This is a genomic window from Litoreibacter sp. GN1-5, assembly GCF_055693805.1.
Map to the genome: position 1 here is coordinate 3,560,467 of NZ_JBVFUP010000001.1, position 11,754 is coordinate 3,572,220.

Annotated in this window: 10 protein-coding genes; 6 read left to right on the forward strand and 4 right to left on the reverse strand. The window is 53.8% G+C overall.

What is annotated here, in order from left to right; all coding sequences use genetic code 11:
- Positions 1 to 7: 7 nt before the first annotated feature.
- Together ACZ1HF_RS17890 and ACZ1HF_RS17895 are read right to left on the reverse strand one after the other, a co-directional pair.
- On the reverse strand, positions 8 to 826 hold the full coding sequence (locus ACZ1HF_RS17890; protein ID WP_472658785.1) for a CE1 family esterase: 819 nt from the start codon (positions 824 to 826) through the stop codon (positions 8 to 10).
- Positions 827 to 934: 108 nt separating this feature from the next.
- Positions 935 to 2,599: an NAD+ synthase gene (locus ACZ1HF_RS17895; RefSeq protein ID WP_472658786.1), complete on the reverse strand. Its 1,665-nt coding sequence runs from the start codon at positions 2,597 to 2,599 to the stop codon at positions 935 to 937.
- 135 nt (positions 2,600 to 2,734) lie between these two features.
- On the opposite strand from ACZ1HF_RS17895, the gene ACZ1HF_RS17900 reads away from it, so the two are divergent.
- Together ACZ1HF_RS17900 and ACZ1HF_RS17905 are read left to right on the forward strand one after the other, a co-directional pair.
- Positions 2,735 to 4,213 carry an MORN repeat-containing protein gene (locus tag ACZ1HF_RS17900; protein WP_472658787.1) on the forward strand — a complete coding sequence of 493 codons (1,479 nt, stop codon included), beginning with the start codon at positions 2,735 to 2,737 and terminating at the stop codon, positions 4,211 to 4,213.
- Between the two features lie 150 nt (positions 4,214 to 4,363).
- Positions 4,364 to 5,215: a tetratricopeptide repeat protein gene (locus ACZ1HF_RS17905; protein WP_472658788.1), complete on the forward strand. Its 852-nt coding sequence runs from the start codon at positions 4,364 to 4,366 to the stop codon at positions 5,213 to 5,215.
- An 81-nt stretch (positions 5,216 to 5,296) separates the two neighbouring features.
- Here the strand turns inward: ACZ1HF_RS17905 and ACZ1HF_RS17910 are convergent, their stop codons facing one another.
- Together ACZ1HF_RS17910 and ACZ1HF_RS17915 are read right to left on the reverse strand one after the other, a co-directional pair.
- Complete coding sequence (locus ACZ1HF_RS17910) at positions 5,297 to 6,823, reverse strand: cryptochrome/photolyase family protein (RefSeq protein ID WP_472658789.1); 1,527 nt, start codon at positions 6,821 to 6,823, stop codon at positions 5,297 to 5,299.
- On the reverse strand, positions 6,820 to 7,485 hold the full coding sequence (locus ACZ1HF_RS17915) for an SDR family NAD(P)-dependent oxidoreductase (protein WP_472658790.1): 666 nt from the start codon (positions 7,483 to 7,485) through the stop codon (positions 6,820 to 6,822). The genes ACZ1HF_RS17910 and ACZ1HF_RS17915 overlap by 4 nt, the downstream gene beginning before the upstream one ends.
- Positions 7,486 to 7,701: 216 nt before the next feature.
- On the opposite strand from ACZ1HF_RS17915, the gene ACZ1HF_RS17920 reads away from it, so the two are divergent.
- The 4 genes from ACZ1HF_RS17920 (at position 7,702) to ACZ1HF_RS17935 (ending at position 11,714) form a co-directional block, all read left to right on the forward strand.
- Positions 7,702 to 8,055: a cupin domain-containing protein gene (locus ACZ1HF_RS17920; RefSeq protein ID WP_472658791.1), complete on the forward strand. Its 354-nt coding sequence runs from the start codon at positions 7,702 to 7,704 to the stop codon at positions 8,053 to 8,055.
- Positions 8,056 to 8,066: 11 nt separating this feature from the next.
- Positions 8,067 to 9,623 carry a 2-isopropylmalate synthase gene (locus tag ACZ1HF_RS17925; RefSeq protein WP_472658792.1) on the forward strand — a complete coding sequence of 519 codons (1,557 nt, stop codon included), beginning with the start codon at positions 8,067 to 8,069 and terminating at the stop codon, positions 9,621 to 9,623.
- Positions 9,624 to 9,877: 254 nt separating this feature from the next.
- Positions 9,878 to 10,270 (forward strand): DUF1304 domain-containing protein, encoded by a 393-nt coding sequence (locus ACZ1HF_RS17930; protein ID WP_472658793.1) that lies wholly within the window; start codon positions 9,878 to 9,880, stop codon positions 10,268 to 10,270.
- A gap of 406 nt (positions 10,271 to 10,676) precedes the next feature.
- Complete coding sequence (locus ACZ1HF_RS17935; RefSeq protein ID WP_472658794.1) at positions 10,677 to 11,714, forward strand: rod shape-determining protein; 1,038 nt, start codon at positions 10,677 to 10,679, stop codon at positions 11,712 to 11,714.
- The last annotated feature ends 40 nt before the right edge of the window (positions 11,715 to 11,754 follow it).

Genomic DNA, 11,754 nt, shown 5'->3' on the forward strand with positions numbered 1-11,754 from the left:
GGCGGGGTTACAGCCGCCCCGCCTTTACGAAATAGTCCCAAGCCATTTTGACATATTCACTTCGGAAAGAGTGACCGCCCTCAAAAATACAGGCGGCAAGCAGGTCGTTTTGGGCATTTCCCCGTCCCTGACAGCGAAGTTCGCCAAGTTTGACAGGGACGTCGCGTTTGAAATTGCCGAAACGGCCATACATATCCATTGCATCACCCACATCGCCTTGATGTGTGTTCAGAATGGGCCGTCCTTCCAGCGGTACGGTAGGATCATTGTCCCCATGAATATGAAGGATATTGGCAACAGGCTTATTACATGTCTTTGGTGGTTTCAGCCAGAACGTGCCCGAGATCGGCGCGAAAGCAGCAAAGCTTTCGCTGCGTGAACAGGCGAGGTTCCAAACCATCATGCCGCCCGCCGAAAAGCCCGTCGCCATTAGGCGCTTTGTATCAATGCCAAACTTTTTGGCCGCATCTTCGATGACTGCATCGAAATAGGTGAACTCCTCTGACCCGTCGCTGTTCATATGGCGCGGCGCGTTCGGGATCACCCAATCCTCATCCGCTGATTTAACTGCGATCAGGGCCAGACCCATATCAGATACGACGCGCCGCAGGTTCTTGTTGCGCATGATCCCTGCCGCCGAGCCGCGATAGCCATGGGCAAAAACAACCGCACCGACAGGGCTTGCCCCGTCATGGGCCTCTGGCATGGCGATGCGGTAATGACGGTCGCCAATATCGCAATTCGTATCGGGGCCGCAGGCGGATGCGGTGGTGGCCAGCGTCAGAAACCCACTGACGGTAAGGCAAAGAGGCAAGAGGTGTGTCATTTCATATCCACCTTTTTAGAATCCATGATTCTTGTTCTAGGAACCTGCGAACGTTTTCAAATCAAATGCGCGTGGGCTGCGGGTTTGTTTTACAGACCGCAGCCCTGATTATTCACCAGAGGGATCACGCCAGCGGTTTGCAATTGGATAGCGGCGATCCAGCCAGAAAGCGCGGTTGGTCAAACGGGCACCGGGCGCGGATTGGAAGCGTTTGTACTCCGAAATGTAGATCAGGTGTTCGATCTTTTTGACGGTCGCAGGATCATGGCCCGCAGCGACGCAATCGGCGATCGATTGATCCTTGTCGACCAGCCGTTCCAGAATATCGTCCAGCACCTCGTAAGGGGGTAGGCTGTCCTCGTCCTTTTGATCCGCGCGCAGTTCAGCCGAGGGTGGTTTGTTGATGATCCGCTGCGGGATAACTGCGCCTTTCGGACCCATCATCCAGTCGCGGTGATGGGTGTTGCGCCACCGGCAGGTCTCGAACACCCGCATTTTGTAAAGGTCTTTGATCGGGTTATACCCACCCGCCATATCGCCATAGATCGTTGCATATCCCACCGCGACCTCGGATTTGTTGCCAGTGGTCAGAAGCATCTCGCCGAATTTGTTGGACAAGGCCATCAGCAGAAGGCCCCGCAGGCGGGACTGTATGTTTTCCTCGGCGATGCCTTCGGTCGTCCCCTGAAACAGCGGTGAAAGTGCTTCGGTCACTGCGGCGCGGGGGCCAGAGATCGGTACGGTGTCAAGTTTGCAACCTAGATTATGCGCGACTTCGGTAGCATCCTCTAGCGAATGGGCCGAGGTATACTCAGACGGTAACATCACGCAGCGTACGTTTTCGGGCCCCAAGGCGTCAGCCGCGATGGTGGCGACAATAGCGCTGTCGATACCACCGGACAGGCCCAGCAGGACTTTCGCAAAACCGGTTTTGCGAAGGTAGTCACGCAGGCTTTCGACCATGACGCGGTAATCCTGCTCCCATATGTTGGGGTGGGGGGTACGCTCCCCCTGCTCCGCGCGCCAGCCATCGGGGGTCCGGGTGAAGATGACATGGGTGATCACTTCGTCAAACTTGGGCAATTGTACCGCCAATGCGCCGCCGGGGTTCAGCACGAAAGAACCGCCGTCAAACATTTGATCATCCTGCCCGCCGACCATGTTGAGGTAAACAAGTGGCAGATCGGTCTCGACCACGCGTGCCACCATATGCGCCATGCGCACATCATGTTTGTCCCGAAAATAGGGGGAGCCATTGGGGACCAGCAGAATCTCTGCGCCGGTCTCGCTCAGGGTTTCGGTCACATCCGAATACCAGGCATCTTCGCAGATCGGTGTGCCAATGCGTAGCGGATCAATGCTATATGGCCCTGCGACCGGGCCTTCAGCATACAGGCGCTTTTCATCGAACACACCATCATTGGGTAGGAAGTGCTTAAGGACGCGGGTTTTGACCTTACCGCCTTGCAGGACCGAGTAGGCGTTATAAAGCATGCCGTCCGTCAACAGCGGATGGCCCACACCTATCGTGGGCCCATCGGTGCAATCTGCGGCAAGTTGGTCGACGATGGCCATGGCGTGTTTGGTAAAAGCGGGTTTGAGCACCAGATCCTGCGCCTGATAGCCGGTGATAAACATCTCTGGCAGGGCCAACATGTCAGCATCCGCCGCTTTTGCCTGATCCCATGCGGCACGGGCCTTGGCAGCGTTGCCTGCGAAATCGCCCAGCGTCGGGTTTAGCTGTGCCAGCGTCAGTTTGAATGTGTCACTCATGTCTTAAACCCTTCAAATCTGTTGCATCTTCTAGCAGACCTTGGCGCAAGGAAAAGCTGATTGCGCGATATGCTTGTCAGCGGTTTCGAGGTCACGTAGGGTTTTGCCTGCGAATACCAAAGCTGGGGGAGTGTCGTGCGCCAATTTGTCAGAGGGTTTGTCTTAAGTGTTGCAGCCGCCGGGTGGGTAGGCTCACCGGGCTTTGCACAGGAAACAAGCACCAAGCAATATGATGATGGCGGGGTTTATACTGGCGAATTCAAGGAAGGTCAGCGCCACGGCCAGGGTACGTTCACCCTTCCCAATGGCTACGAATATTCCGGCGCTTGGGTCGATGGCGAAATCCGCGGTCAGGGGACCGCGCGATTCCCGAACGGGTCTCTGTATGAGGGGCAGTTTGTGGCTGGCAAGCCCGAAGGGTTTGGCAAGATCATCTTTGCCGATGGCGGCACCTATGAAGGCGATTGGAAAGACGGCAAGATCAGCGGCCGCGGCATTGTGACTTATGCCAATGGCGTGCGCTATGAAGGGGAATTCCAGAATATGCAGCACCATGGCACCGGTGTCATGGTGAACCCCAACGGCTATCGTTATGAGGGCAAATGGCAAAACGGGGTCATGGCCGGGCGCGGCAAGATCACCTACCCAGATGGCGCTGTTTACGAAGGCAATCTGGCGGATGGCAAGCGCGATGGCGACGGCACACTGACCATGACAGATGGTCTGATCTATAACGGTCAATGGAAAGCGGGCCAGATCGAGGGTGAAGGCAAGCTGATTCAGGCAAATGGTGACATTTACGAAGGCACTTTGGTTGCAGGCGCACGTGACGGCAAAGGCAAGGTCACATATGCCAATGGCGATGTGTATATCGGCGATTTCAAAGACGACAAACGCAGCGGTCAGGGGGAGTTCACCGGAAAAGATGGTTTTGCCTATAAAGGCAGCTGGGTGGATGGCCGGATCGAAGGACAGGGCAACGTAACTTATCCCGATGGCTCGGTCTATGTGGGGCAGCTCCGCAACGATCTGGCAGATGGGACCGGTAAGATCACCTATGCCGACGGTGCAACCTATGAGGGCAACTGGGTTAAAGGTGTGATCGAAGGCGAAGGTATTGCAAAATACGCCAACGGTCTGGTCTATGAGGGCAGTTTCAAGAACGCTCAGAATGACGGGAAAGGCAAGATGACCTACCCAGATGGCTACGTCTATGAAGGGATGTGGAAGGCTGGTCAACGCGATGGTGATGGTAAGGCCACCTATGCGAACGGCACTGTTTATGAGGGCGGCTTCAAGGATGGGCAACGCCACGGGACTGGCACTCTGACAATGAAGGACGGGTTCAGCTACACAGGCGAATGGGCGCGTGGTCAGGTCGAGGGGAAGGGTGTCGCGACCTATGCCACTGGCGACGTTTATGAAGGGGAATTCCAGAACGGCAAACGCTCGGGCGAAGGCGAAATGCGCTATGCAAACGGCACAGTGGCAAAAGGAACCTGGGAAGACGGGCGATTGCTGAGAAATCTTGCTGGAGGCTCTGATCCCGCGCCAAGCGGAAATGCTGGTTCTGATAATGAGCCGGCGATCCCGGATGGCGGATCGACAAACTAAACATCGCAGGTCCATTGGGCGGTTAGTTTGCGCGGGCTGTCAAGGGATTTGGCAGCTTCAAATTTTCAGCACAATGCCATAACGTATTTTTTAACTTATCAGCGCATTGCTGGTAGGATATATTTTGTACATTAAAATTGGTTGTGAAAATTGAATAGAATTAAAATCAGTAAAAAAGCGAAACTATATGTTCTGGCCGTTTTGGCTATATGCGGCGCGCAGAATGCTTATGCGAATGATAACGGCGTAAAATCAGAAGATATTTTAGAAGACATCGTAGATGACGAGTTACTGTTAGAAGAGATCCTAAAAGAATGGGGTGAAATCAGAACGGAAACAGCAAAAGAAACGGCTCGGCCTATTGAGAAGGTTACAAAGCTGGCAGATAAGGGCGATATATTGGCGCAAGTCGAATTGGGCAGTCGCTATTTGAACGGATATAATGCGCCCGTAGACATACAACAGTCTTACGACTGGTATAATAAAGCCGCTCAACAGGGAAATGCAGAAGCTCAGTATTGGACCGGCTATATTTATGAAAGTTATGATTTCGGTATTCCCGTTGATGAGCGTTTAAATACGGCATTGGATTTGTACCTGAAGGCCGCGGAAGGTTGCTCAGCGTCTGCGGCATCGGAGCTCGGATCATTATATGGCAGAGGTCGTAGTTTCGTAACTGATGGGCTAAAAGCGGATATAGATTTGAAAGCCGCAGAAAGCTGGTACTTAAAAGCTTCTTATGGTTCAAACCTTGGCGCAATGGAGCAACTTGCCTTGCTTTATATCAATGGAGGTGAAGGGTTTCAAAGCAATCGCGCAAGAGGGTTGGCCTGGCATTATCTAAGTGATGAACTCAGTACAGGTGTTGGGGCATATAATGAGCAATTCGAAAAGATCATTAAAACATTTTCTGATGAAGAGTTGACCCAAACAAAAGAAGAACTGAAAGCTGTCAAAAAAGATTTTGCAGAAAATGCGTGTGAGCCGCGAATAAAGTATTAAGGTTTGATTTTATTTTCTGATGTAGCGTGGTTTGCTTCTACTGGCGCTCAAAATGTGTTGGGGGACTTAACAAACTGAGGTTTAGATAGCTTCTCCACACTCCATTCGATCTAGGAATTTTTCTGCGTCTTTCAGGACGGTTTCGCGCCGTGTCCCATCCATCCTGTCCCATGTGCGGTACATATTGCCCATGCGTGGGTTGGTTTCGAACCGTGCCCGGTGGCGTATCAGGAAATGCCAATAAAGCAGGTTGAACGGGCAGGCATCGGGGCCGGTTTTGTCTTTCACCTTATAGGCGCAGGTTTTGCAGTAATCCGACATCCGATCAATATAAGCCCCTGAGCTGACATAGGGCTTAGAGCCGACGATCCCGCCATCGGCCCATTGGCTCATCCCGATTACATTCGGGGCCTCGACCCATTCATAGGCATCTGCATAAACCGCCAAATACCATTCATGCACATGGTTTGGGTCGACGCCGGCAAGCAGGGCGAAATTGCCTGTCACCATAAGCCGCTGTATGTGATGGGCGTAGGCCTCGGCTTCTGTCTGCGCTACGGCTTTGGCCATACAGTTCATCTTGGTTGCGCCGCCCCAATACAGTGCCGGTAGGTCGCGTGTATGTTCCAGCGCATTGCGCGCTGTGTAATCCGGTCCTTCCAGAAAATAGATGCCACGCATATATTCCCGCCAGCCGATGATCTGGCGGATAAAGCCCTCGACGGCATTGATCGGGGCATGGCCGTCACGGTAGGCTTGTTCGACCTGCTGGCAGACCTCCAGCGGGTCCAAAAGCCCCGCATTGATATAAAAGCTAAGGATGGAGTGGTAGAGAAACCGGTTCTCATTGAGCATGGCATCCTGATAATCGCCAAATTTTGGCAGGCCTTCGCGGATCCAGTGATCAAGCTGCTGCTGCGCCTGATCCTTATCTGTTGCAAACCAGAACGGGCGGAGCGTGCCGAAATTTCTACGAAATTTCGCATCCACAAGGGTTAGAACCTCTTCGACCACATCATCTGCAGGGAACTGCATCGGGCCGGAAAATGTGATCTCTTCAGATGCTGGTTTACGGTTTTCATGATCGAAGTTCCATTTACCTCCAACAGGCTTGTCACCGTCCATCAGCAGCCCGGTCTTGCGGCGCATGTCGCGGTAGAACCACTCCATCCGCAGCTCTTTACGTCCTTCGGCCCAAGCCTCGAACTCGGCGTGAGAGGCGATGAACCGCGTATCCTTGATCATGTGCAGCTTCAAAGGCATCTCTTGCAGGGCTTCGATCAGACGCCATTCGCCGGGCTCTGTGGCGATTACGCCTTTTGCTGCGAATTCTTCGGCGCGGCGCAGCAATTCACCGGTAATCGAGCCGGAATTGTCTGGGTCATCAAGTGTCGTATAGGCAACCTTCCAGCCATCGTCGCGCAGTTGGGCTGCGAATTTGCGCATTGCGGCAAAGATAAAGGCGATCTTTTTGGGGTGATGTGGCACGTAAGATGCCTCATCCGCCACCTCAGCCATAACAACCACGTCCTTGCTTTCATCAGCCTTTTGCAAGGCGGACAGGCGATCAGATAACTGATCCCCCAAGACAAGAATAAGACGGCTCACCACGGCACCTGCGCGCCTGAATAGTCGAAAAAACCGCCCGTCTGTGCAACATCCAAGCGATCAATCACGCTGATCAGGTTCGCAGCCGCTGTTTCGGGCGAAACCGTCTTGTGTCGTGCTGCGTAATCCGCAGTGAAGTTCGTGGCAACGGTTCCGGGGTGCAGACAGACGCAGATGGCCTGTTTATGCGTTCGGGACAGCTCGATCGCGGCCCCGTGAATCAGTTGATTCAATGCAGCTTTTGCGGCCCGGTAGGAATGCCATCCGCCGATTTGGTTGTCGCCAATGGACCCCACCCGTGCTGACAAAGCCGCAAATACTGCCCGGCGGTTCTTTGGCAGGAATGGCGCCGCATGTTTCAGGATCAACGTGGGGCCGATGGCATTGACCGCGAACTGCGCCGCGAAAGCCTTTGCCGATACTGCCCGGATAGTTTTTTCAGGTGCATGACCGTCCACAACCAACGCCCCCGTTGCGACAAAAACCACGTCGAATTCGCCCGATAGCCTGCCGAAGACCCGTTCAATAGAAGCCTCATCTGTGATGTCCAACCCATCGGCAGAGCGTGACAACCCCACGACCTCGTCCCCGCGGTTGTGCCATGCTCGCGCCAATGCGGATCCGATACCGCCTGATATGCCAATAAGAAGTATTCGTGCCATAGCAGTGTGACCTAAACGTCTGCGGCGAAAGGTCAAATTCGCACTTTCATTTTTATCGCTGTCGCGTATTATAAATTCCATGAGCACACGGACACATATCCGGGGCCTTGGCCTACAAGCACTACTTCTTAGCCTAAGCTGAGCGGTGCCTGTCGGCGCGACCGCTCAGTTGGGTCTGAGCGCCGAACCTCCAACAAACCTACAGGAGACAGGGCCATGCAAAAGGTCAATCTGAAAGACAAGCTGTGTCAGTTTTCGTCCCATTGGGATCCCCATGTGGTGGCTGACTATAATGGCAACGATATTATGGTGGTGAAATTCCAGGGTGAATTTCCATTTCACAAACATGATGACAGTGATGATTTCTTCCTTGTGATCGATGGCGAGGTCACGCTGGATCAAGAGAGCGGTGATAGCGTCACCCTTGGACCCGGGGAGCTTTGCGTCATTCCCAAAGGCGTCACACACCGCCCGCGCGCTGCGACCGAGGCCAAGGTGCTTCTGATTGAGCCTGCAGGCCTGCCCAATACCGGCGATCCAGCGACCGCCGCACCCAAACCACGTATTTGAGAGCTGAGACCATGACAAAACAAGATCATGTGGTGATTTTTGACACAACACTGCGCGACGGGGAACAATCCCCCGGCGCCACGATGAGCCATGCAGAAAAACTGGAAATCGCAGCCCTGCTTGACGAGATGGGCGTGGATATCATCGAGGCCGGGTTTCCCATTGCGTCGGACGGTGATTTCGAGGCGGTCAAAGCGATTTCAGAACAAGCGCAAAACGCTGTGATCTGCGGGCTGGCACGGGCGAATTTCAAGGATATCGACCGCTGCTGGGAGGCCGTCAAACATGCACAGCGCCCGCGTATTCACACCTTTATCGGGACGTCCCCGTTGCACCGGGCCATTCCTGATCTGAACAAGGATGAAATGGCAGACCGTATCCATGACACAGTTACCCATGCGCGTAACCTCTGTGACAACGTGCAGTGGTCGCCAATGGATGCCACGCGTACCGAAGAAGATTACCTGTGCCGTGTGGTTGAAATCGCAATCAAAGCGGGGGCGACCACGATCAACATCCCCGATACGGTTGGCTATACCGCCCCGCGTGAAAGTGCAGCCCTGATTGCGATGCTGCTAGAAAAAGTCCCTGGCGCGGATCAAATCATATTTGCAACGCACTGCCATAACGATCTTGGCATGGCGACCGCGAACTCGCTGGCGGCAGTTGAAGCGGGCGCGCGTCAGATCGAATGCACGATCAATGGTCTGGGCGAGCGGGCCGGCAACACTGCACTGGAAGAGGTCGTGATGGCCCTGAAAGTGCGCAATGACATCATGCCTTACCGGACCGGCATTGATACGACCAAGCTGATGAATATCTCGCGCCGTGTAGCCTCTGTCTCGGGGTTTCCGGTGCAGTTCAACAAGGCCATTGTTGGCAAGAATGCCTTCGCCCATGAAAGCGGTATCCATCAGGATGGTATGCTCAAGAACGCGGAAACCTTCGAGATCATGCGCCCCGAGGATGTGGGGCTGACCGAGACGAACCTTGTGATGGGTAAACATTCGGGCCGGGCTGCGTTGCGATCCAAGTTGAAGGATCTTGGGTATGAACTGGGAGATAACCAGCTGAAGGATGTCTTTGTGCGCTTCAAGGCTTTGGCCGATCAGAAGAAAGAGGTCTATGACGAAGACCTGATCGCGCTGATGCAAACAGGGGATGCGGGCGAGGATCACATCAAGCTAACCGCTTTGAAGGTAAGTTGCGGCATGGATCAGGTCAAATCTGCCGAGATGACGCTGGAAATTGATGGCGAGCCACATTCCACCACCGCCACAGGCGACGGCCCAGTGGACGCTGCGTTCAACGCGGTTAAGGCTCTGTTCGCGCATGAGGCGCGGCTGCAGCTTTATCAGGTGCATGCCGTGACAAAAGGCACAGATGCGCAGGCCACCGTTACTGTGCGGCTGGAAGAAGACGGTAAGATCGCAACCGGCCAGTCGGCGGATGTGGATACCGTCGTGGCCTCTGTGAAGGCTTATGTCCATGCGCTCAACCGTCTGATCCTGCGCCGCGCCAAATCCGGGCCTGATGTGGCAGAGGTGTCCTATAAGGATGTCTCCTGAGATGTCAGCTAGCGCCGTGCCAATGTAAGGTGCGGCGCTGGGTGGACTGCCTTTGCTTTGCTCGAACGACGATCCTGAGTTTTCCGTAGGGGGCAGATGGGCCGTTTTGACCAAAGGAAAGGACCAGCAAGCTTGGGTTCATGGTGGCTGACGAGACAAAACTACCATCGAGGTAACATGATAAGTTAAAGTCCTTGATCGAGCGGGCAATAGTCGTGACTGTGAGTAAGGTCATTCTTTTTTAGAGAAACCAAATGAAAAAAATCGCTTTAGCTCTCATCGCACTTATCGCTCTGCTACATTTCTACATTGCTTGGTTCGAAATGTTTGCGTGGACATCCAGAGGACCGAAAGTTTTTGACACATTCCCCCCTGAGCTCTTCGAGCAGACAGTGCATATGGCCGCTAATCAAGGGATTTATAATGCGTTTTTGGCAGTTGGGCTTGTTTGGTCCTTGCTTATCAAGGATGCGAAGTGGCAGAACAATGTTGCGAGCTGCTTCTTGGGTTTCGTCGCCGTCGCCGGTGTTGTTGCCGCTGTTACTGTAGCAGTTAAACCAGGCCTAATTCAGATCGTTCCTGCATCCATCGCTTTGATCCTCCTCTACCTTTGCCGCAAATCGACGAGGCTCGATAGCACAAAGTAAATTAAGCGAAACTTTGCCCGCTTTGGACTCAAAGCCAGCATCGTTTTTCGTGTCTATGGCAATGTAAGGATGGGAAATCAAACATACCTGGCGTTTGATATGCTGGATCGATGAGCACATGCTGGGCATGGGGCAGGGCTGCGATGTCCGGCTTGACGTTGCGTTTTTATCAGGCCGGCGATTGCCACTTAAGGAATTGCAATCGGCAGAATGGAATAAAAATCGTAATTTTATAATTTATAATGATTTTTTCCGATATTCAGATTAATAAAGTTGCAAAAGTATAAGTGGCAACATATCGCCATTCACTCTAAAACAAGGGCTTCTATCTACTGGCCACCCGTTTTATAACCGTTTGCGGCGCGATGGTGCGAACACAGCTATATTGGAAACGGAAGGCCAAGGCATGGCAGGCTTCGGTGGGTTATTTTCTTCGGACATGGCGATTGACCTCGGCACGGCGAACACGCTTGTCTATGTCAAAGGGCGTGGCGTCATCCTGAATGAGCCGTCCGTGGTTGCTTATCATTCGAAGAATGGCCGTAAGGAAGTTTTGGCTGTCGGTGAAGACGCGAAGCTTATGCTTGGCCGTACCCCCGGCAGCATTGAGGCGATCCGGCCCATGCGCGAAGGCGTGATTGCCGATTTCGATGTGGCGGAAGAGATGATCAAGCACTTTATCCGCAAGGTGCACAAACGTTCGACCTTCACCAAGCCCAAGATCATTGTCTGTGTCCCCCACGGCGCAACCCCTGTTGAGAAACGGGCCATTCGCCAATCAGTGCTTGGGGCGGGGGCACGCAAGGCGGGCCTGATTGCAGAACCTATCGCGGCTGCGATTGGGGCCGGGATGCCGATTACGGACCCAACTGGTAACATGGTTGTGGATATTGGTGGCGGAACGACCGAGGTAGCTGTGTTGTCACTGGGCGACATTGTGTATGCACGTTCGGTTCGGGTTGGTGGCGACCGCATGGACGAGGCGCTTATTTCATACCTGCGGCGGCATTTGAATATTCTGGTGGGCGAGGCTACGGCGGAACGGATCAAGACCTCGATCGGAACCGCGCGGATGCCTGACGATGGCCGTGGGGCCTGTTTGCAAATTCGCGGACGCGACCTTTTGAACGGCGTGCCGAAAGAGACCGAGATCAGTCAGGCGCAAGTGGCCGAAGCCTTGGCGGAACCTGTGCAGGCAATTTGTGAGGCGGTCATGATTGCCCTTGAAGCCACTCCGCCTGATCTGGCTGCCGATATCGTGGATCGCGGTGTGATGCTGACGGGGGGCGGTGCGCTGTTGGGTGATCTTGATCTGGCCCTGCGTGAACAGACGGGTTTGGCGATTTCTGTGGCTGACGAAAGCCTGAATTGTGTGGCTTTGGGCACGGGCAAGGCACTGGAATATGAAAAACAGCTACGCCATGTGATAGACTATGACAGCTGATCTGGCGTCATAGCCGGAATTAACGCATCCTTATGCCTGC

Excerpts from the sequence above, each read along its gene's own strand:
- ACZ1HF_RS17915 (WP_472658790.1), bottom strand. The coding sequence starts at position 7,485 with ATGGCACGAATACTTCTTATTGGCATATCAGGCGGTATCGGATCCGCA.
- ACZ1HF_RS17935 (WP_472658794.1), top strand. The coding sequence starts at position 10,677 with ATGGCAGGCTTCGGTGGGTTATTTTCTTCGGACATGGCGATTGACCTC.
- ACZ1HF_RS17920 (WP_472658791.1), top strand. The coding sequence starts at position 7,702 with ATGCAAAAGGTCAATCTGAAAGACAAGCTGTGTCAGTTTTCGTCCCAT.
- ACZ1HF_RS17895 (WP_472658786.1), bottom strand. The coding sequence starts at position 2,599 with ATGAGTGACACATTCAAACTGACGCTGGCACAGCTAAACCCGACGCTG.
- ACZ1HF_RS17930 (WP_472658793.1), top strand. The coding sequence starts at position 9,878 with ATGAAAAAAATCGCTTTAGCTCTCATCGCACTTATCGCTCTGCTACAT.
- ACZ1HF_RS17890 (WP_472658785.1), bottom strand. The coding sequence starts at position 826 with ATGACACACCTCTTGCCTCTTTGCCTTACCGTCAGTGGGTTTCTGACG.
- ACZ1HF_RS17925 (WP_472658792.1), top strand. The coding sequence starts at position 8,067 with ATGACAAAACAAGATCATGTGGTGATTTTTGACACAACACTGCGCGAC.